A 20,643-nucleotide genomic window follows, 5' to 3' on the forward strand; every position below is an offset into this window, starting at 1 on the left:
AGGTAACAGTCGATGGGACATCTCAGTCGCCCGGTAACACTGCTCGAAGCCCCGACGCGTCCAACGCTTCTGCCGCTCGAGCAATGGTACGGCCGTCGGGGAGACGGCGCTGGGCGGCCAGTTCGGCCAGCGGTACCAGCACGAAAGGTCGGCCAAGCATCTCCGGGTGTGGCAGCGTGAGACGTGCCAGGTGCAGCTGCCGTGATCCGTAGAGTAGCAGGTCGAGATCCAGACTCCTCGGCCCCCAACGCTGACCGCGTACGCGACGGTGGCGCTGTTCGAGCGCCTGCAACTGATCGAGCAGGGCGAGTGGCGAGAGCCGTGTTTCGAGCCAGGCCACGGCATTGATGAAATCGGGTTGGTCCTGAGGGCCCTGCGGGCGACTGGCATAGAGCCGTGAGGCGCCGAGTCGTCGCGTGAGCGGCAACGTGGCGAGCTCGCCCAGCGCTTGGGTGACTTGGCGGCAGGGATCGTCGAGATTGCTGCCAAGCCCGACGTAGACGTGACGCTCGAGGCTCATGCGTTGGGCGGAGTGCTGCGCCGACGACGCTTGCGAGGTCGACGACGGCGGCCGCGTCCGTTGCCGCTAGTACCCTCGTCGCCTTGTGCCTTGTCGAGCAGTCGACCGCGTTGGTGATCGTCGCCCTCCTGATAGGCGGTCCACCAGTCGCCAAGGCCCGGCGCGATCTCGCCGGCCGCCTCGCGCAGCAGCAGGAAATCGTAGGCGGCGCGAAAGCGTGGGTGTTCGCGGGTCTGGGCGGCACGCTTGCCGCTGCGCTTGGGCAGGCGCTGCTGCAGTTCCCAGATGTCGCGCATGGGTAGGCTGAAGCGCTTGGGGATCGCGACATGCTGCAGCTGGCGCGAGATGACCTGCTGTGCTGCTGCCTGCTGGGCGGGAATCGGTGGCATGCCGTCGGCTTCCAGCACCGCCTGGCGCTGCTGGCTGGGGCCCCACAGCAACGCAGCGAACAGGAATGCCGGCGTTACCGGCCGTTCCTCGTGGATGCGCCGGTCGGTACTGGCCAGGGCTGCCTCGATGAGCGGTTCCGCCCAGGGCTGTTCGGCCATGACTTCCTCGGTTTCCGGGAAGAGCATGGCGAACAGGCCATAGTGGCGCAGCAGGCGGAAGGTAGTGACGCCATGGCCGGCCATGAACAGCTTGAGGATTTCGTCGAACAAGCGGGCCGGGGGGATCTGCAGCAGCAAGGGGGCCAGGTCGCGGATGGGGGCTTCGGTGGCCGGTGCTAGCTGGAAGTCGAGCTTGGCAGCGAATCGCACGGCCCTCAGCATGCGCACGGGATCTTCCCGGTAGCGGGTTTCCGGATCGCCGATCAGACGCAGAGTGCGGGTCTCGATATCATGGACGCCATCGGTGAAATCGTGAATCGAGAAGTCGGCGATGCTGTAGTACAGGGCGTTGATGGTGAAGTCGCGGCGCAGGGCATCTTCCTCGATATTGCCCCAGACGTTGTCGCGCAGCAGCAGGCCTTCCTCGGACCGCTGGGCGATATGATCGCCATGGTCATCGCCGTGCCGGCCACGAAAGGTGGTCACTTCGATCACCTCGCGCCCAAAGCGTACGTGCACGATGCGAAAACGTCTGCCGATGATCCGAGAGTTGCGGAACAGGTCGCGTAGCTGCTCCGGCGTGGCATCGGTGGCCACATCGAAGTCCTTGGGCATTCGCCCGAGCAGGGAGTCGCGAATGCAGCCACCCACCAGGTATGCTTCGAAGCCGGCGTTGTGCAGGCGGTAAAGCACCTTGAGGGCGGACTCGCTGAAATGCTGACGCGATACGGTATGCTCGCTGCGGGGAATGATGCGAGGCCCGGAACGGCCGCCGGACGCGGTTTCTTCGGGGCCGAAGAGAGTGCGCAAGTGAGTGCCCGGGCTCTGTAGAAAACGGGAAAATCCTTTGAACATGCGGCGATATCGCCTCGCGGTGTGCGAAAACCATAGAGTGTAGCTGACCCCCGACACCTAGGGAAACACTGCGCAAGTGGTTGCAGGGGCAAATCGCTGCGTTGCGCGGTGCCGATGCGCCAGACCGTTCGGCATCCTCCCATACTCCATGGGCTGTGGCTTCTGCGTTCCGTACGGCTAGCGCTTTACCACTTACCTCGCTCGCCTGCCCTCCTTGAACGCCGCCCACAGCAAAAGAGGAGGCCCGAAGGCCTCCTCTGACAGGTCGTAAACGCTGCATCCATGCGGCTGTTTCTTCTTCGTGATGGCGCATCGCCTTGAATACGCACCACAGTCACCAAGGAGTTCACAGGCAAGCAAGGTTGTTGTGATTGTTGACGTTCCTGGTGGCGACCGCCTCGTATTCAAAACAATAATCCAACCACGACGGCATTCGGGATTGCCTTCCTTCGGCTTGTTGATGTTGTTTGCCGAAGGTGCGCCGTGACGGCCGTTGTTCTTGTTGGAGGCCGGTGAGCGCGTCGCGTCCTGATGGATCCGGTGCTTCGCTGCTTGTTGTTGTTAGGAAGCGAAGGGCGGAAGTGTCGGGGCCCGTATTATTGTTGTTGCGCCCGTTTCCGCGTCACTACACAGCCCATGATTGTTGTTGTTGGCATGGGCCCTGTCTCGCCTGGCCGCCTGATTGTTGTTGTTGGCGCGGGGACAGTCGGATGTTGTTTTTCTTGCCATGGTAGTTGCATGGGGTGTGCCATCGTTATTTTAATCCTTTTTTTTCAGCTGGTTATGAGATTTCTTTGCGATGGTGCCGGTCATGTGAGGGTCGGGTGTTACCGCTCTTGCGCCAATCTGGCGCGCAGGCTGTGTGGGAAGGTAACACCTGGTGCATGATCGGCCGACATGGCATGGCACACTCGCCTGTGATGCGATGCATCGGGCCTTGAACGATGGTCGTAGGAGGGCGTGGCAGAATCAGCCGACGTTGCGGCGTGCCTGCTTCTTGCGTGGGATGCCCAGGCGCTGGCGGCGCTCCCACAGGCACTTGCGGCTGATGCCGAGCTTCTGGGCGAGCTCGGTTTCGCTCATGTGGTCCTGGTGCTCGAGCACGAAATGCTGGAAGTAATCCTCGAGCGACAGGTCGTCATCGTCTTCGGGAGGCTCGGCCGGGGCAGGTTCGGCGGAGCGCAGCGACGGTTCGGCGGGTGAACGGGTAACGCTGGCCGGCGCTGGGATGAGTCCCAAGTCGTCGGGATGGATCAGGTGGCCTTCGGCGAGGATGACGCCACGCTCCAGGGCGTTTTCGAGTTCGCGTACGTTGCCGGGCCAGGGATACTGACGGATTTCTTGCCGAGTGGCGCGCGACAGACGCAGCCCACTGCGCTCATGGCGGCGGCAAGCCTTGTCGAGCAGTACGTCGGCGATCAACAGGATGTCGTCCTCACGGTCGCGCAGCGGTGGCAGATCGATCTGCATCACGTTGAGGCGGTAGTAGAGGTCGAGGCGGAACTCCCCGGTCTTGGAGAGCGCACGCAGGTCGCGGTGGGTAGCGGCGATCAGGCGTACGTCGACATGGCGGGTCTCCACCGAGCCGATGCGTCGGATCTCGCCCTCCTGAAGGACCCGCAACAAGCGCGCCTGGGCATCCAGCGGCAGCTCGCCGATCTCGTCGAGGAACAGGGTGCCGCCGTCGGCGGCTTCCACTAGGCCGGTGCGGGCGGCGCTGGCGCCGGTGAAGGCTCCCTTTTCGTGGCCGAACAGCTCGGACTCGATCAATGTCTCGGGGATGGCGGCGCAGTTCACGCAGATCAGCGGGGCATGGGTACGCCGGCTCTGTTGATGGAGGGCGCGGGCCACCAGTTCCTTGCCGGTGCCCGATTCGCCTTGGATCAGCACGGTGACGTCGGCCGGGGCGGTCTTGCGAATACGCGTGTAGACCGCCTGCATGGCCGGGCATTCACCGATCATCTGGTGGCGGGTTCCTGCCTCGTCGGTGATGTCCGGGGGCTGAGTGCGGCGCGATGCCTGCTGGTGAAGCACGCGTGCCACGGTTTCCAGTAGCTCGTCGTGGTCGAAGGGCTTGGCGACATAGTCCACGGCGCCTCGTTTCAGGGCGTCGACCGCCGAGCGCATGCTGGCGTAGCTGGTCATGATCAGCACCGGCGTCGGTGCGGATTTGGCGATCAGCTCGGTCCCGGGCTCGCCGGGCAGGCGCAAGTCGCCGATCACCAGATCGAAGCTTTGCGGTTCCAGCGCCAGGGCGTCGCTTACCGAGCCGGCTTCGCTGACTCGGTAGTCGTGGCGCTCGAGTAGCCGGCGCAGAGCCGTGCGGATGATGGCTTCGTCTTCAACGATCAGTATCCGGCTCATCGGTGGTGTCACCATCTCCTCGTTCGGTAGGCAGCCAGAGGCTGATGCGGGTGCCGCGCGCTCGATCGGGCGGCGGCGAGTCGATCTCGATGCGCCCATGGTGTTCGGCAATGATGCTGTAGACCAGTGGCAAGCCCAGGCCCGTCCCCTCGCCCGGCGGTTTGGTGGTGGTGAACGGCTCGAACAAGTGCTCGCGGACCCGGTCGTCGAGGCCGTGGCCCTCATCGGTGACGCTGACCAGGACCCAGTCGCCGTCGCGTCTGGCATCGACGATGACCTGTCCTCCGGGTTCGCTGGCGTCACGCGCATTGCTGAGCAGGTTGATCATCACCTGCTGCAGCCGCTGGGCGTCGCCGACTGCCTCCAGATCGGGCGGGCAACGATTGTGATAGTGGACATCCTCGCCCGAGCGCGCCAGGCGGATCAAGTGCAGCGCTTCATCGGTCACCGATGCGATGGCCACCGGTGCAAAGTGACCGCCGCCCACGTGGCGTCCGCCGTGGGCGAAGCCGACCAGCGAGGAGACGATGCGCGAGACGCGGTCGGTGAGCTGCTGGATCTGCCCGGCCGTCTCCAGGACGCCAGGGTCTTCGGTGTCGTAGCGCAGATTCTGGGCCAGCGAGGAGATGCCGGTGATGGGGTTGCCGATCTCGTGGGCCACCCCGGCGGCTACCTGGCCGATGGAGGCGAGCCGGGCCGCATGGACGAGTTCGTCCTCCAGCCACTTGAGCTCGCTATGTTCCTCGACCAGGATCACCGTACCGCCGCGCAGGTCGTCGTCAGCGGGCAGCTCGGCACGATGCAGTGTCAGGTAGCGGGTGGTACCGCCGAGTTCGACGGGCTGCTTGTAGAGATGGTCGCACTGCTCGACGAGCAGGCGGCCGAGCAGCTCGCTCCAGGGAACGGGCAGACCGTCGCGACGAGCCCCGACCACACTGGAGCCGTCGATGCCGGAGAGCTCGGCCAGGGCGTCGTTCCACATCAGCAGCTCGTCGTCGACGCCGAACAGGCACAGCCCCACGGGCAGGCGGGTGAGGATGCGCCGATGATAGCGGCGCAGGCCATCGAGCTCGCGAGCCAGGCCGGTGAGCCGCGAACGGTAGGCTTCGAGGCGGTTCTCGACGAAGTGGATGTCGTCGGTGGCCTCCTCGCTATCGTGGCGATAGGGCAGGTAGCGGTCGACGATGTCCTGGGCCACCGAGGGGCCCATCAACCCGGAAAGGTTGGCCTGGATGCGGTCGCGCAGTCGCCTCAGGGCGTAGGGGCGCCCGTCGAGGGGCGACAGGCCGAGGTCGCTCAAGGCGCGTTCGACCTCTCGCTCGGCGACGTCGGTGCCCAGGGCACGGGCCAGGTGATGCTTGAAGTCGGCGCCGGTCGTTGCCAGCAACGGCCGGCGCTTGGGGCGAATCACTGCATCCACCGAGCAGGCCTCGGCGGCAGCGCGTTCGCCAGCGGACGTGTGGGTGGCCAATGACACCAGGATGAGCGTCAGGCCGTTGGCGGCCAGCGATACCAGAGCGACCACGTACCAGACTGGCTCCCCGGCCAATGCCTCCAGGCCCAGGGGGACGATGACCAGCGCCGGGAGGCCGGTGAGCAGGGGAATCCATAGCCCGGCCAGCCAGGTCACGGTGCCGACGACCAGCCCCGAGACCATGCCCTTGCGGTTGGCGCCCGGCCAGTAGAGCAGTGCCAGCAGGCCCGGCAGACACTGGGCCATGCCCACGAACGCCGCGAGCCCCAGGGTGGTCAGGTCATGGTGAACGCCGATCAGGCGATAGAACAGCCAGCCACCGAGGATCACCGCGACGATCAATGCCCGACGCAGCCAGCGCAGCCAGCGATAGAGGTCCGGCTGTGCTTCGGGGGGGTGGGCGACCAGCAGCATGTGATTGAGGATCATGCCGGACAGCGCCAGAGCGATGATGATCATGGTGCCGCTCGCTGCGGCGAGGCCTGCCAGGAAGGCCAGCGCCCCTACCCAGGGGGTGTCGGCGATCACGAAGGCCAGGTAGGCCGCGCCCACGGCTTGATCGTGCCCCTGTGCCTGGGCCGCCCACAGGATCAGAGGTACCGGGATCGCCATCAGCAGCAGGAACAGCGGCAGGGTCCAGCTCGCCTGCAGCAGCGTGCGCCGAGACAGCGTTTCGGCGAAGGTGATGTGGAACATGTGCGGCATGAGCAGTGCCGCAGCGAAGAACAGCAGCAGCAGCGTGCGCCAGTGGGCGGCATCGGGCTGGGCGCTGGCGGCCTGGTGCAACTGGCCGGGACCGTCGAGCCAGGCCTGGAGGTCGGCGGGACCGTCGAAGACCCCGAACAGGGCGATCGCACCCAGAGTGAGCATGGCGCCCAGCTTGATCACCGATTCGAAGGCGATCACCGTCAACAGCGTGTCGTGACGGGCATGCAGGCGGCTATGGCGCGCTCCGAAGAGCACCGCGAACAGGGCACTCAGGGCGCAGAAAACGAGTGCCAGCAGGCCCGGAGAAGCGGCACCGGTCAACAGGTGGATACCGTCGCCCAGCGTTTGTACCTGCAGGGCGAGCAGCGGCAGCACGGCGAGCAGGCTGACCACGGTGATCAGGGTGCCCACCCAGCGCGAGCGGAAGCGGAAAGCGAAGAGGTCGGCCAGCGAGGCGAGCTGATAGGTGCGCGTCATGCGCTGTATGGGGACCAGCAGCACTGGTGCCAGCAGGAAAGCACCGGCCACGCCCAGATAGTAGGCCAGGTAGCCGTAACCGTTGCTGGCAGCGAGTTCCAGGCTGCCGTAGATCGCCCAGGCGCTGGCGTAGACCCCGAGGGCCAGGGTGTAGACAGCGGGATGTCGGGTCACGGTCTGGCCGACCCAGCCGCGTTCGACGGCCAAGGCGAGCAGAAACAGCACCAGCAGGTAGCCGATGCCCAGGAAGAGCAGGCTGGCCGGGGAGAAGCTGGCCAGTTCAGCGTTCATCGAGCTTCCTCTTCTGCTCCAGCCACAGGGTGAGGGCGATCAGTACGCCCCAGATGGCGAAGGGACGGTACCAGGCCACGCCCGGGCTCGACCAGCCGCTCATCAGTAGCGGCGAGAGCAGGTAGCCACCGAATACCAGCAGCAGCATGATGCGGTAGACGTACATGGTTCCCTCCCTCAGTCGCGATGTGGCGCGTCGTGACGCAGGGCTCGTGGATGAATGCGCGTCACCGACCAGTGAGACAGCGCCCACTCCAACTGTTCGTCGACCGGCGTAGTGGCCAGTGCGTCGGGTGGCGCCTGATCCAGTGCTACGAGAGCCGCATGCAGCAGCGGACGGGCCGCGTGCTCGCTTTCCGGCAGAGGCGGGGCATGGTTCTGCTTCGACAGCTTCTGGCCATCGGGGCCGAGAATCAATGGCAGATGCAGGTAGCGGGGCTCAGGAAGGCCGAGAGCATGCTGCAACTGGCGCTGCCAGGGGGTGTTGTCGAGCAGATCGAAGCCGCGCACCACGTCGCTGATGCCCTGGTCGGCGTCGTCGACCACCACGGCGAGTTGATACGCCCAGAGGCCGTCCTTGCGTTTGAGTACCACGTCGCCGAGCAGTGCGGGGTCGAAGTGCTGGTGGCCGAACAGGCGATCCTCCCAGATGACCGGACGCAGGCCGCGGTCGCTACGCAGGCGCCAGGCGGTCGGCTTGTGCGGTTCGCGGATGCCGTCACGGCACCAGCCGGGATAGATGGCATGCGCGCGCCATTGTCGGCGCGAGCAACTGCAGAGATAGGCCAGGTCCTGGGCAATGATGGCGTCGAGCGCGGCTTGATAAGCGCCATCGCGCTCGTGCTGCCAGTGGATGGGGCCGTCCCAGTGCAGGCCGAACGCCTCGAGCTGTTTCAGGATGGTATCGGCAGCGCCGGGCGGGCAGCGCGGCGGATCGATGTCCTCGATACGCAAGAGCCATTCACCGCCGACGTGGCGGGCATCCAGAAAGCTGGCCAGAGCGGCGACCAGCGAGCCGAAGTGCAGCGGTCCGGAGGGTGTGGGGGCGAAGCGGCCGCGGTAGCGAGGCATGGGCGACTCCTGGGGCTGGCCGTCATGCAAACGGGCACCCTGGGGTGCCCGTCATGAGAGTGCAGCGATGCTGCGGCTCAGCCACCGAGCTGCTTCTCCTTTAGCTCGGCAAGAGTCTTGCAGTCGACGCACAGCGTCGCGGTGGGGCGGGCTTCCAGGCGGCGGATGCCGATCTCCACGCCGCAGGCCTCGCAGAATCCATAGTCTTCCTCGTCGATCTTCTCGAGGGTCTCGTTGATCTTCTTGAGCAGCTTGCGTTCGCGGTCGCGGGTGCGCAGCTCGAGACTGAAGCCCTCTTCCTGGGTAGCGCGGTCGGCGGGGTCGGCGTAGTTGTTCGCCTCCTCCTGCAGGTGGCGCACGGTGCGATCCACCTCCTCCATGAGCTCCTGTTTCCAGCCCAGCAGGATCTGTCGGAAGTGCTCCAGCTGCTGCTCGTTCATGTACTCTTCACCCGGTGCGGCTTCGTACGGGGTGAACTTCTTGGGCGCTTCCGTCTTGGTGTCGGCTACTGGCATGGGAGTGCCTCGTGTCTTGAGTGACTGCTGATCGATACTTGGCCTCTGGCCAGGTATCTCACGCCAAAGGGATGCTTGTTTAGCGGAAAAATGGCGGTTTTGCAACCTCTGGCGCCCAGCATTTAGGCGTGATTCGCCAAAGTCGTTAGAATGGCCCCGTGATCGAGAGGTGGGCCGAGCTGGCTCGCCGCCCCTTAGCGCTGCCGAGGAGCCTGCCATGCCCTGGAACCCGCGTGTCGCGCGTGTTGCCCCCTTTCGCGTAATGAGCCTGCTGGAGACGGCCCAGGCTCGAGAAGCCGCCGGCCATGACGTCATTCACCTGGAGGTGGGTGAGCCCGATTTCGCCACGCCGGAGCCGGTAGTGGCGGCGGGGCAGGCCGCACTCGCCGAGGGCCAGACCCGCTACACGCCGGCGGCCGGTCTACCGGCGCTGCGTGAGGCGATCGCCGGCCATTACGCCGAGCACTTCGGGGTGACGGTCGATCCGGCACGCATCCTGGTCACTCCGGGTGCTTCCGGTGCCCTGCTGCTGGCCAGCCAACTGCTGGTGGGCACCGGCGATCGGGTGCTCATGGCCGATCCCAACTACCCTTGCAACCGTCACTTCATGGCGCTGGCCGGCGCCGAGGTGGATGCCGTGCCGGTGGACGACGGCTGTGCATGGCAGCTGGATGCCGAACGAGTGGCCCGCTACTGGGGCGACGCCACGCGCCTGGCGATGCTCGCAACGCCCTCCAACCCCACCGGCCACATGCTCGATGCCGGCCAGCTCTCCGCGGTCGCCGAGACGGTGGCGGCGCGTGGCGGCCACCTGCTGGTCGACGAAATCTATCAGGGGCTGTGCTATGACCTCGAACCGCTGTCGGTAGCCGCGATCAGCCCCGATGCCTTCGTGGTCAACAGCTTCTCGAAGTATTTCGGCATGACCGGCTGGCGACTGGGCTGGCTGGTGGCTCCCGAAGCGGCCGTGGAGCCGCTGGCCCGCCTGGCGCAGAATGTCTTCCTGGCCGCTTCCACGCCGGCCCAGCATGCCGCCCTGGCGGCCTTCACGCCCGAGTGTCGCGACATCCTCGAGCAACGGCGTAGCGAGCTGCGGCGCCGTCGCGATGCGCTGCTCGCCGGGCTCGCCACGCTGCAGCTCGCGCCGAGCCTGCCGCCCCAAGGCGCCTTCTACCTGTGGCTCGACATCTCCCGCTACAGTCGCGACAGCGAGACCTTCTGCCGAGCACTGCTCGAAGAGGAGAACGTCGCCATCACGCCGGGCACCGACTTCGCCGTCGCTGGCGGCGAGCACTACGTGCGCATCGCCTTCACCACCGGTATCGCGCGGCTGGAAGAGGCGGTGGCGCGTCTCGAGCGTTTCCTGGTGCGCCGCTGATGGACTACCCACGGCTGAAGCCCGGCACCCTGCTGCGCCGCTACAAGCGCTTTCTGGCCGACGTACGGCTCGATGATGGGCGTGAAGTGGTGGCCCACTGTCCCAATACCGGCTCGATGCGTGCGGTCGACGTGCCGGGATGCCGGGTATGGCTGGCGCCGAGTACCAACCCGGCGCGCAAGCTGGCCTGGACCTGGGAACTGATCGAACTGCCTCAGCCCGATGGCACTACCGCCTTCGCTTCGGTGCACACCGGTCGGGCCAATCGTATCGTCGAGGAGGCGCTGCGTGCCGGCCGACTTGCCCGGCTTTCCGGCTATGCATCCCTCCAGCGCGAAGCGGCGGTGACGGGCGCGCGGCTCGACTTTCGCCTCGACGATCCGGTGCGCCCTACCGCTTACGTGGAGGTCAAGCAGGTCACCCTTCGCGAGGCCGACGGCCACGGTTACTTTCCCGATGCGGTGAGCGAGCGTGGACGCAAGCACCTCGAAGCGCTGGCGACGCTGGTCGCCCGGGGGCAGCGTGCCGTGTTGCTGTTCTGCGTGGCCCACGGGGGCATTCGTGATGTGGCGCCGGCGGCGCATCTCGACCCCGCCTATGCGGCAACGCTGGCGCGCGTGGCGGCGACCGGTGTCGAGGTCCTGGCCCACGGCTGCGAGGTCGAGTGGCGTCGTGGAGAGCCCTCGGCGATCCGCCTGGGCGAGGCACTGCCGGTGCGGCTGTGAGTCGATCCTGGCTCAGCGCTCGATATAGAAACGCTGGATGAAGCTCACTTCGGCAGGTTCGGCGTTGCGGTCATAGCGCACGTCGAGGTCGAAGCGCATGGGAGCGTCTGCGTGGATGCGGAATACGGCGATCTGCGATACCACCCCCTCGCCGTCGCGAAGGGTGCGGAAGGTCAGGGGCTCGCCATCCTCGCTGTCCAGCCCGCCGACCCGGCCGTCGACCTGGGCGGTCACTGGCCGAGTGGTGCCGTCGTCGCGCTCTTCCAGCACGCTGACGTTGAGTAGCGCCATGGCTGCATTGCGCGGAATGTCGTGGGCGCGGGCGATATCCTCGGAGAGGAAGCTGGTATTCACGGCGCTGTAGTGGATCTGGTAGTCACCGACCTGCTCGAACTGCTGGGCCGCGAGCGGCAAGGAGAAAGCGAACAGCAGGACGGCGATCAGACGGCCTAGAACGATGCGATGCCTCATGGTGCGCTCCTCATTGGCTGACGGCCGACGCGGAAGATGGCGATCTCGCCGAATAGATTCGGCCACAGGCGCGAGGTCCAGTGTCCCTCGTGGTCGCGGATGCCCACGGCGCGATCGGTGATGCTCAGACCCTTGTCACGGCATAGATGTTCAAAGTCGTTGAAGGTCGACAGGTGGATGTTGGGGGTGTCGTACCAGGCGTGGGGCAGCGACTTGGAAACCGGCATGTAGCCGCGGATGCCGAGATGCACCCGGTGGCGCCAGTAGGCGAAGTTGGGAAAGGTGATGATGCACTCGTCGGCGACCCGCAGCATCTCGTCGAGCATGCGGTCGGGACGGCGCAGCGCCTGCAGCGCCTGGGTCATCACCACCAGGTCGTAGCTGTCGTCCTCGAAGTTGGCGAGTCCCGCGTCGAGATTCTGCTCGATGACGTTGACGCCCTTGGCGATGCAGGCGGTGATGCCCTCGGGATCGATTTCCAGGCCGTAGCCGGTCACGCTCTTGTCGCGCGCCAGGGCGGCCAGCAGGGTTCCGTCGCCGCAGGCCAGGTCGAGGATATGGGCTCCCTGCGGAATCCAGCGATGGATCAGCTCGAGGTCGGTGCGCATCAGGTCGTCTCCTCCGCCAAGCCCAGGTCGCGTGCCGCACGGCTCATGAACGCCGCAAAGACCGCCTGGTAACGGGGGTCCGGCAGCAGAAAGGCGTCGTGGCCGTGGGGCGAGTCGATGTTGACGTAACTCACCGGCTTGCCGGCATGGATCAGGGCATCGGTGAGTTCGCGCGAGCGCGACGGGGGGAAGCGCCAGTCGCTGGTGAAACTGACGACCAGAAACGGGCACACGGCGGGAGCCAGGGCGCGTGCCAGGTCGCCGCCGTGAGCGGCGGCGGGGTCGAAGTAATCCAGTGCCTTGGTCATCAGCAGGTAGGTGTTGGCATCGAAGGCACTCGAAAAGGTGTCGCCCTGATAGCGTAGGTAGGACTCGACCTGGAACTCCACGTCGTAGCCGAAGTTGAGGTCGTTGGTGCGCAGGTCGCGGCCGAATTTGCTGCCCATGGCATCTTCCGAGAGGTAGGTGATGTGACCCACCATCCGTGCCAGCTTGAGGCCACGGCGCGGTGCAGTGCCGTGCTCTGCGTACCACCCACCGTGGTAGTCGGGGTCGGAGCGGATCGCCTGTCGGGCGACTTCGTTGAAAGCGATGTTCTGGGCCGACAGTTTTGGCGTGGCGGCGATGACCACGGCGTTGGCGATGCGCTCCGGATAGGTGAGCGTCCACTGCAGGACTTGCATGCCGCCGAGACTGCCGCCGACTACCGCAGCGAAGCGCTCGATCCCCAGGCGGTCGGCCAGGCGTGCCTGACTGTGGACCCAGTCGCCTACCGTCACCATCGGAAACTCCGGCCCCCACAGCCGGCCGGTTTCCGGGTTGATGCTGGCCGGACCGGTGCTGCCGTGGCAGCCGCCCAGGTTGTTCAGCGAAACCACGAAGAAGCGGTTGGTGTCGATGGACTTGCCCGGGCCGATATGCGCATCCCACCAGCCGGGCTTGCGCTCGTCGTCGTGATAACCGGCCGCGTGGTGGTGGCCCGACAGCGCATGGCAGATCAGCACGGCATTGTTGCGCTCGGCATTGAGCGTGCCGTAGGTCTCGTAGGTCAGGTCGTAGGCCGGCAGCGTCATGCCGCAGGCCAGGGTCAAGGGGTCGTCGAAGTGCGCCGTCTGCGGCGTCACCAGGCCGACCGAGTCATCGGGAAACTCGGGCATGGGGCGTGGGTGTCCCGTCATTGGTGTCCGGCTGGGTGGCGGTGCCTTAAAGGCCGACCAGCGCACCGGCAATGCCGGCGGCACGGGTCAGCGAGCCCACCACGATACCATCGATCAGGCTGATGGCGATGAAGACCACGATGGGCGACAGGTCGATCATGCCCAGCGGCGGGATCACCTTGCGCACCGGGGCCATGATCGGCTCCACCAGTTGCATGACCAGCAGCGCCCCAGGGTGGCTGGCATTGGGGGCGACCCAGCTCAAGATGATCATCACGATCAGCGCGAAGAAGTAGATCTTGAGGATGGCGTTGGCCACTGCCGCCACGCTGCCGATGGCCACGCCGGCAATGGGTGGCATGCCGAAGCCGGCCACCTGCAGGATCGCCACGATGGTGACCGCCTTGAGCACGAATCCGGCGGCCAGGGTGGCCAGGTCGAAGCGTCCCATCACCGGGCCGAGGAAGCTCTGGAAGGGACCCACCACCGGCTGAGTGATCTTCACCACAGACTGGCTCAGTGGATTGTAGTAGTCCGCGCGGGATGCCTGCAGCAGAAAGCGCAGCATCAGCAGGAACAGATAGATGTTGATCAGGGTGTTGACCAGCAGCAGGCCGGCGTTTCCCAGTTGACTGCCCATGTGGGCTCCTCCGTGTCGTCGATTGGGCACCGACGGGCGGTGCCCCGTTGGGCTAGCGCTTGCCGAGTTCTTCGGCCATTTCACGGGCGCGGGAGGCGCAGGCATCCATGGCGTCGAGCATGGCCTGGCGCAGGCCGGCCTGTTCGAGGTGCTCGATGGCGCGCTCGGTGGTGCCGCCAGGGGACATCACGTTGCGCTTGAGTTGCCCCGGCGTCTGGTCGCTCGTCTGCGCCATGCGCGCGGCTCCCAGCGCCGTTTGGATGGCCAGGCGGCGAGCCGTCTCGGCGGGTAGGCCGAGCTTGACCCCGGCTTCCTCCATGGCTTCGAACATCAGGAAGAAGTAGGCGGGGCCGCTGCCGGAGACCGCCGTGACGGCATCCAGCAGGGCTTCGTCGTCGACCCATTCGACCAGTCCCACGGCTTCGAGCAGTTCGGTGGCCAGGCGGCGCTGGGCGTCGCTGACGTTGGCGTTGGCGTATAGGCCGGCGGCGCCGGCGCCCACCAGCGATGGCGTGTTGGGCATGCAGCGGATCAGCGGCAGGCTGCCGCCGAGCCATGCGTCCAGGGTCTCGGCGGAAAGGCCGGCCGCTACCGAGATCACCAGCGGGCGCTGGCGCTGCAGGCTATCGCGCAGGTCCTCGCAAACCTCGCGCATGACCTGCGGCTTGACCGCCAGCACCACGACATCGGCATCGCGTACGGCGGCGACGTTATCGGTGTCGGTATGGATGCCGAAGCGCTCATGCACCGGCGCCAGGAAGGCATCGCTCGGCGAAGTAGCGGTGATGGCGGTGGCGGGATGGCCATCGTCGATCATTCCGCCGATGATGGCGCTGGCCATGTTGCCGGCGCCAATGAAGGTGACTCTGCTGGCCATGCGTTGTGTCCTTCTTCCAGTTCATGGTGGAGCGCTAGCGCTGGCTGCGCGCCCCGAAGATGGCCGTACCCAGGCGAACCAGGGTGGCGCCTTCCAGCACGGCGGCTTCCAGGTCGGCCGTCATGCCCATGGAAAGCGTGTCCAACGGAGCGCTCGGCAGGCGCTGACGCAGCTCTTGCAGCGCCTCGTGCAGCCGCGCGAAGGGCTGACGCTGCTCGGCTAGCGCTTCGGCCGGTGCGGGAATCGCCATGAGGCCGCGCAGGCGCAGGTTGGGCAGCGAGGCGACCGCTTCCGCGAGCGGGCCGAGCGCCTCCAGATCGACGCCCGCCTTGGTGGCCTCGCCGCTGACATTGACCTGCAGGCACACATTGAGCGGTCCCAGTGCAACGGGCCGTTGATCGTTCAAACGAACGGCGATCTTTTCCCGGTCCAGGCTATGCACCCAGGCGAAGTGCTCGGCGACGGCCCGTGTCTTGTTGGATTGCAGCGGGCCGATGAAATGCCAGACGATGTCGTCGAGGTCGGCCAGCTCGGCCTGCTTGTCGAGCGCTTCCTGGACGTAGTTCTCGCCGAAGTCGCGCTGTCCCAGCTGCCAGGCGGCACGGATCATGGCCGCCGGCTTGGTCTTGCTCACGGCCAGCAGGCGTGCGTCCCCGGCTGGGCGCCCGGCATCGGCCAGGGCTCGTGCGAGTCGCTCGCGAGCGGCGGTCAGCGACTCGTGAAGTGTGAGGGCCGTCATCTCAGTCACAGGCCGTCCGTGATGTCGAATGCTCTGGCATACTGAAGGGAACCTTACCTGGAGCAGGGGAAGTGCATGGATATTACCGAACTGCTGGCGTTCTCGGCAAAGCAGAACGCTTCCGACCTCCACCTTTCGGCGGGGCTGCCGCCGATGATCCGCGTCGATGGCGACATTCGCCGCCTCAACGTCCCGGCCATGGATGACCGAGAGGTGCGCAAGCTGATCTACGACATCATGGGCGATCGCCAGCGGCGTGACTACGAGGAGTTCTTCGAGACCGACTTCTCCTTCGAGGTGCCCGGTGTGTCGCGCTTCCGTGTCAATGCCTTCAACCAGGCGCGCGGCGCCGGAGCGGTATTCCGCACCATTCCCAGTGACATCCTGACCATGAACGACCTGGGGATGGGCGATGTCTTCCGCCGCCTGGCGCTGCTGCCGCGCGGCCTGGTACTCGTCACCGGCCCCACCGGTTCCGGCAAGAGCACTACCCTGGCGGCAATGATCGACCACATCAACGACAATCGCTACGACCACATCCTCACCATCGAAGATCCGGTGGAATTCGTGCATCGCAGCAAGCGTTGTCTGATCAACCAGCGCGAGGTGCATCGCGATACCCGGAGCTTTGCCCAGGCGCTGCGCAGCGCCCTGCGCGAGGATCCCGACGTGATCCTCGTCGGCGAGCTGCGTGACCTGGAGACGATTCGCCTGGCGTTGACGGCGGCCGAGACCGGCCACCTGGTGCTGGGAACGTTGCACACCACCTCGGCGGCCAAGACCATCGACCGTATCATCGACGTCTTCCCCGGCGAGGAGAAGGCCATGGTGCGTTCGATGCTCTCAGAATCGCTGCAGGCGGTGATTTCCCAGACCCTGCTCAAGCGTCGGGGCGGCGGCCGGGTGGCTGCCCACGAGATCCTCATCGCCACCGCGGCAGTGCGCAACCTGATCCGCGAGGACAAGGTGGCGCAGATCTATTCGACCATCCAGACCGGGGGCAATCTGGGCATGCAGACCCTGGATGCCAGCCTGGCCAAGCTGGTGAGCGACAACCTGGTGACTCGCGACGAGGCCCAGGCTCGTGCCAAGAGCATGCTGACCCCGTGACGCGACCCACACCCATCGACGCAGGAGCAGGGAGATGACCGCACGCGAGTGGCTGGAACAGCTGCTGGGCATCATGGCCCAGAAGGAGGCTTCGGATCTGTTGATCTCGGTCCAGGCCCCTCCCACCATCAAGATCGCCGGCCGGCTGATCGCGCTGGGCGAGCAGCGCCTCTCCGTCGAGCAGGTGCGTGAGCTGGTCGCCGCGGCGTTGCCCGAGGGCCACCGGGAGCGCTTCCATGAAGATCGCGAAGCCAATTTTGCGCTGAGCCTGTCAGGGCGCGGCCGCTTCAGGGTCAGTGCCTTCCAGCAGCGCAACCAACTGGCCATGGTGATCCGTCGCATCGGCTTCGACATCCCGCACCTGGAGGAGCTGGCGTTGCCGCCGGTGCTGGGAGAGCTGGCCAACATCAAACGCGGCCTGGTGTTCGTGGTGGGCGGTACCGGTACCGGCAAGTCGACCACCCTGGCGTCGATGATCCAGCAGCGCAACGAGACGGTGGGCGGGCACATCATCAGCGTCGAGGATCCCATCGAGTACGTGCATCCGCACAAGAAGGCGATCATCAATCAGCGCGAGGTGGGCATCGACACCGAGTCCTTCGAGGTGGCGCTGAAGAATACCTTGCGCCAGGCGCCCGACGTCATCCTGATCGGCGAGGTGCGTACCCGTGAGACCATGGAGCACGCGCTCACTTTCGCCGAGACGGGGCACCTGTGCCTGGCGACGCTGCACGCCAACAACGCTAACCAGGCGCTGGACCGCATCATTCACTTCTTTCCCCATGAGCGTCATGACCAGATCTGGCTCGACCTGTCGCTCAACCTGCACGCCATCGTTGCCCAGCAGCTGTTGCCGACGCGTGATGGAGGGAGAGCGCCGGCCATCGAAGTCCTACTGCGAACGCCGCTGGTGGCCGATCTCATCCGCAAGGGCGAGGTGGGTGAGATCAAGAACGCCATGGCGCGTTCTCGCGACCTGGGCATGCAGACCTTCGATCAGGCGCTGTTCGAGCTCTTCAAGGCGGGCAAGATCAGCGAAGAGGTGGCGATGGTGCATGCCGATTCGGCCAACGACCTGCGCATGATGATCAAGTTCGAGGACTCGAGCAGCGATACGCTGGCCAAGGCGCACGACACGGCCCAGAAGCTGTCGCTGCGCGACGAGGATGACTTCTGACGCGGCGTCAGGGGGCGTAGAGGCCACCGAGGACGCGTGGGCCGGCGGCGCCGGTCACGCTGGGCAGGTTGCCGGGCAACCCTTCCAGGCGCCGCCAGGCGAGCCAGGCGAAGGCGCCGGCCTCCAGCCAGTCGGCCGGCCAGCCCCAGTCGTCGCTGGGTACCAACGGCGTCTCCGGCAGATGGCGGGCCAGACGGGTCAACAGGTCGCGGCTGTGGGCGCCGCCGCCGCACGGAATCAGCGCCTCGGCCGGCGGTGCTTCCAGCCGCTCGCGGGCCATGCCCACGCCGAGAGCTACGCTCACGGCGGTGAGCTCGGCCAGGGTGGCCTGGACGTCGGCAGGGTCTTCCGTTCCGCTGAGCCGCTCCTCCAGCCAGGCGAGGTGGAAATGCTCGCGGCCGGTGCTACGCGGTGGCGGCTGGTGAAAGAAGGGATCGGCGAGCAGCCGCTCGAGCAGCGCGGCATCGACGCGACCCGAAGCCGCCCAGGCGCCGTCGGCGTCGAAGCGGCCACCGCGGTGGCGATCGTGCCAGGCGTCCAGCAGGGCGTTGGCCGGGCCGGTGTCGAAGCCGAGTACCGGGGCATCGCTGCCGGCTGGTGGCAGCAGGGTCAGGTTGGCGAAGCCGCCCAGGTTGAGCACCAGTCGCCAGGCCTCGTGGTCACGAAACAGTGCCTGGTGAAAGGCCGGTGCCAGGGGCGCAGCCTGGCCGCCGGCGGCCAGGTCGCGGCGGCGCAGGTCGCCCACTACGGTGCAGCCGGTCAGCTCGGCGAGCAGGCTAGGGTTGTCCAGTTGCAGAGTATAGGCGGGACCGCCGGCATGGCCCTCCGGGGCATGCTCGATGGTCTGTCCGTGGCTGCCGATGGCCATGACCTCCTCACGCGGCAATCGGCTGGCGGCGAGCAGTCGACCGACGGCCCCGGCCTGTAGGCGGCAGAAGGCATCCTCGGTGGTGGCAAGGTCACGGAAGGCGACCCTGTCAGCGTGGCAGAGCTGCCACAGCGCGTGGCGCAGCGCCTCGGGCATGGGTTCGGCATGGGTGGCAAGCAGTCGTGGACGCTGGTCCGTTTTCAGCTCGACCAGGGCGGCGTCGATACCGTCCAGGCTGGTGCCGGACATCAGTCCAATGAAGAGAGGCATGGCGTTCTCCGAATCGCGGCGGCGCCACCGCAAGGCGCCAAGACATGCTAACATCCTGGCCCATTCGAAGGAGCCTGGGTACAGGACCGACAACCGTATCTGTGGAGTTGGAGACGATGACCGATGTCGCGAGCGCGCTGGCGCTGCTCAAGCGTGGCACCCATGAAATCCTGATCGAGGAGGAGCTGGTCAAGAAGCTCGAGTCCGGACGCAAGCTGCGCATCAAGGCGGGGTTCGATCCCACGGCACCGGACCTTCACCTGGGGCATAGCGTGCTGTTGACCAAGATGCGTCAGTTCCAGGATCTGGGGCACGAGGTCATCTTCCTGATCGGCGACTTCACAGGCCGCATCGGCGATCCTACCGGCAAGAACGTCACCCGCAAGCCGCTCACCGAGGAGGAGGTCAAGGCCAACGCCCAGACCTACCGTGAGCAAGTGTTCAAGATCCTCGATCCGGAGAAGACCGAGGTGCGCTTCAATGCCGAGTGGTTCTCGGCGATGAGCGCCGCCGACATGATCGAGCTCGCCGGTCAGAGCACCGTGGCGCGCATGCTCGAGCGTGACGACTTCGACAAGCGCTACAAGGCCAATCAGGCGATCTCCATTCACGAGTTCCTCTATCCGCTGGTGCAGGGCTACGACTCCGTGGCCCTCGAGGCGGACGTGGAGCTGGGCGGCACCGACCAGAAATTCAACCTCCTGATGGGGCGCGAAATCCAGAAGCATTTCGGGCAGGCGCCTCAGGTGGTGATCACCATGCCGCTGCTCGAGGGGCTCGACGGCGTGCAGAAGATGTCCAAGTCGCTGAACAACTACGTCGGCGTCGACGAGGCGCCGGGGGCGATGTTCAACAAGCTGGTTTCCATGCCCGACAGCCTGATGTGGCGCTACTTCGAGCTGCTCTCGCTCAAATCCAACGAGGAGATCGCGGCGCTCAAGCGCGACGTCGAGTCAGGTGCGAACCCGCGCGACGTCAAGATGATACTGGCTCGCGAGCTGATCGGGCGCTATCACGGCGAAGAGGCCGCGGCGCAGGCTCACAAGTCCGCCGGCAATCAATTGGCCGAAGGCGAGCTGCCCGAAGACCTGCCCGAGGTCGAGGTCGATTTCGAGGGTAGCGCCCAGGCGCCGATCGCCGCGGTGCTCAACCGCTCGGGGTTGACCAAGAACAGCGCCCAGGCCAAGGACATGCTGGGCAATGGCCGGGTCAAGGTCGACGGTGAGGTGGTGGAGCGCGGTCACCTGCTCGACCGTGGCAAGAGTTACGTGATACAGGCCGGCAAGAAGCGCTACGCGCGCGTCACTCTCACGTAGCTCGCAGCTTCGTCGTCGATCACGCAATGCCCGCTTCGTGCGGGCATTGTGCTGTCTATCCTTCGATCTCTGAGTCATCCACACCCGCTGCGCAGCGAGGGGTGTGGATAAGTGGTGCGGGCTTGTCACGGGTCTGAAAGATTTTTACAGATCCCCCTTGCGTCGTACGCGGGTTGCCCGTAAAGTACGCATCCGCTGCCGGCGACGGGCCACGTTGCCAGCGGTGGAGAATGACGGAAGCGTTTGATGCGGCGAGGTTTTTTGCCGGCATTGCGCGGGTTTCGTCACTGCCGTGAGTCGGCCGCTGAGCGACACGTTCGCTCTTGACAGTCGGCGCCGATCACGTAGAATACGCCTTCCTCGCCGGGCGCTGGCGGCACTGCCGACAGCAGGGTGAGACGCTCCACTCCGTTTTCACGGGAGATGAGAGCCGCTCTTTAACAATCGATCAGGTAATTCATGTGGGCGCTTGTCGATGAGGCAG

Annotated in this window: 19 protein-coding genes; 5 read left to right on the top strand and 14 right to left on the bottom strand. The window is 65.9% G+C overall.

Features of this window, described 5'->3' with window-relative positions:
- Nucleotides 1-22: 22 nt before the first annotated feature.
- The 7 genes from folK to dksA form a co-directional block, all read right to left on the bottom strand.
- The gene (folK, locus tag BLP96_RS17585; RefSeq protein ID WP_089688774.1) at nt 23-520 is read right to left on the bottom strand and encodes a 2-amino-4-hydroxy-6-hydroxymethyldihydropteridine diphosphokinase; all 498 of its coding nucleotides are present in this window, start codon (nt 518-520) and stop codon (nt 23-25) included.
- Nucleotides 517-1,923 (bottom strand): polynucleotide adenylyltransferase PcnB, encoded by a 1,407-nt coding sequence (pcnB, locus tag BLP96_RS17590; protein ID WP_089688776.1) that lies wholly within the window; start codon nt 1,921-1,923, stop codon nt 517-519. The genes folK and pcnB overlap by 4 nt, the downstream gene beginning before the upstream one ends.
- A 969-nt stretch (nt 1,924-2,892) precedes the next feature.
- Nucleotides 2,893-4,287, bottom strand: a complete 1,395-nt coding sequence (locus BLP96_RS17595; protein ID WP_089688778.1) for a sigma-54-dependent transcriptional regulator — start codon at nt 4,285-4,287, stop codon at nt 2,893-2,895.
- The gene (locus tag BLP96_RS17600; RefSeq protein WP_089688780.1) at nt 4,265-7,237 is read right to left on the bottom strand and encodes an ATP-binding protein; all 2,973 of its coding nucleotides are present in this window, start codon (nt 7,235-7,237) and stop codon (nt 4,265-4,267) included. The genes BLP96_RS17595 and BLP96_RS17600 overlap by 23 nt, the downstream gene beginning before the upstream one ends.
- Nucleotides 7,227-7,403: a hypothetical protein gene (locus BLP96_RS20170; protein ID WP_163576102.1), complete on the bottom strand. Its 177-nt coding sequence runs from the start codon at nt 7,401-7,403 to the stop codon at nt 7,227-7,229. The genes BLP96_RS17600 and BLP96_RS20170 overlap by 11 nt, the downstream gene beginning before the upstream one ends.
- 11 nt (nt 7,404-7,414) lie before the next feature.
- Nucleotides 7,415-8,308, bottom strand: coding sequence for a tRNA glutamyl-Q(34) synthetase GluQRS (gene gluQRS / locus BLP96_RS17605; protein ID WP_089688782.1), 894 nt, complete (start codon nt 8,306-8,308; stop codon nt 7,415-7,417).
- A 77-nt stretch (nt 8,309-8,385) separates the two neighbouring features.
- On the bottom strand, nt 8,386-8,823 hold the full coding sequence (dksA, locus tag BLP96_RS17610; RefSeq protein WP_089688786.1) for an RNA polymerase-binding protein DksA: 438 nt from the start codon (nt 8,821-8,823) through the stop codon (nt 8,386-8,388).
- A gap of 217 nt (nt 8,824-9,040) precedes the next feature.
- On the opposite strand from dksA, the gene BLP96_RS17615 reads away from it, so the two are divergent.
- Both BLP96_RS17615 and sfsA read left to right on the top strand, forming a co-directional pair.
- Entirely contained in the window at nt 9,041-10,201 is a 1,161-nt protein-coding gene (locus BLP96_RS17615; protein WP_089688787.1) for an aminotransferase class I/II-fold pyridoxal phosphate-dependent enzyme, read from the top strand.
- Nucleotides 10,201-10,926: a DNA/RNA nuclease SfsA gene (gene sfsA, locus BLP96_RS17620; protein WP_089688789.1), complete on the top strand. Its 726-nt coding sequence runs from the start codon at nt 10,201-10,203 to the stop codon at nt 10,924-10,926. The genes BLP96_RS17615 and sfsA overlap by 1 nt, the downstream gene beginning before the upstream one ends.
- 12 nt (nt 10,927-10,938) lie before the next feature.
- Here sfsA and BLP96_RS17625 read toward each other — a convergent pair whose 3' ends face one another.
- The 6 genes from BLP96_RS17625 to BLP96_RS17650 are packed head-to-tail and all read right to left on the bottom strand — an operon-like array spanning nt 10,939 to nt 15,418.
- Nucleotides 10,939-11,397 (bottom strand): DUF4426 domain-containing protein, encoded by a 459-nt coding sequence (locus BLP96_RS17625; protein WP_089688791.1) that lies wholly within the window; start codon nt 11,395-11,397, stop codon nt 10,939-10,941.
- On the bottom strand, nt 11,394-12,005 hold the full coding sequence (gene metW / locus BLP96_RS17630) for a methionine biosynthesis protein MetW (RefSeq protein ID WP_089688793.1): 612 nt from the start codon (nt 12,003-12,005) through the stop codon (nt 11,394-11,396). The genes BLP96_RS17625 and metW overlap by 4 nt, the downstream gene beginning before the upstream one ends.
- The gene (metX, locus tag BLP96_RS17635; RefSeq protein WP_089688795.1) at nt 12,005-13,162 is read right to left on the bottom strand and encodes a homoserine O-succinyltransferase MetX; all 1,158 of its coding nucleotides are present in this window, start codon (nt 13,160-13,162) and stop codon (nt 12,005-12,007) included. Before metX ends, metW begins: the two co-directional genes overlap by 1 nt.
- Nucleotides 13,163-13,208: 46 nt before the next feature.
- Nucleotides 13,209-13,802, bottom strand: a complete 594-nt coding sequence (locus BLP96_RS17640; protein ID WP_089688797.1) for a YggT family protein — start codon at nt 13,800-13,802, stop codon at nt 13,209-13,211.
- A 52-nt stretch (nt 13,803-13,854) separates the two neighbouring features.
- Entirely contained in the window at nt 13,855-14,679 is an 825-nt protein-coding gene (gene proC / locus BLP96_RS17645) for a pyrroline-5-carboxylate reductase (RefSeq protein ID WP_089688798.1), read from the bottom strand.
- A gap of 34 nt (nt 14,680-14,713) precedes the next feature.
- Nucleotides 14,714-15,418 carry a YggS family pyridoxal phosphate-dependent enzyme gene (locus BLP96_RS17650; protein WP_089688800.1) on the bottom strand — a complete coding sequence of 235 codons (705 nt, stop codon included), beginning with the start codon at nt 15,416-15,418 and terminating at the stop codon, nt 14,714-14,716.
- A gap of 75 nt (nt 15,419-15,493) precedes the next feature.
- Here BLP96_RS17650 and BLP96_RS17655 point away from each other — a divergent pair, with 75 nt between their 5' ends.
- On the top strand, nt 15,494-16,528 hold the full coding sequence (locus BLP96_RS17655; RefSeq protein ID WP_089688802.1) for a type IV pilus twitching motility protein PilT: 1,035 nt from the start codon (nt 15,494-15,496) through the stop codon (nt 16,526-16,528).
- Between the two features lie 34 nt (nt 16,529-16,562).
- Nucleotides 16,563-17,705 (top strand): PilT/PilU family type 4a pilus ATPase, encoded by a 1,143-nt coding sequence (locus tag BLP96_RS17660; RefSeq protein ID WP_089688804.1) that lies wholly within the window; start codon nt 16,563-16,565, stop codon nt 17,703-17,705.
- Nucleotides 17,706-17,712: 7 nt separating this feature from the next.
- Here BLP96_RS17660 and BLP96_RS17665 read toward each other — a convergent pair whose 3' ends face one another.
- On the bottom strand, nt 17,713-18,843 hold the full coding sequence (locus BLP96_RS17665) for an anhydro-N-acetylmuramic acid kinase (protein ID WP_089688806.1): 1,131 nt from the start codon (nt 18,841-18,843) through the stop codon (nt 17,713-17,715).
- A gap of 116 nt (nt 18,844-18,959) precedes the next feature.
- On the opposite strand from BLP96_RS17665, the gene tyrS reads away from it, so the two are divergent.
- Nucleotides 18,960-20,159: a tyrosine--tRNA ligase gene (gene tyrS / locus BLP96_RS17670; RefSeq protein ID WP_089688809.1), complete on the top strand. Its 1,200-nt coding sequence runs from the start codon at nt 18,960-18,962 to the stop codon at nt 20,157-20,159.
- The last annotated feature ends 484 nt before the right edge of the window (nt 20,160-20,643 follow it).

Origin of the sequence: Billgrantia gudaonensis (assembly GCF_900100195.1) — a bacterium.
Taxonomy (GTDB): Bacteria; Pseudomonadota; Gammaproteobacteria; order Pseudomonadales; family Halomonadaceae; genus Halomonas; species Halomonas gudaonensis.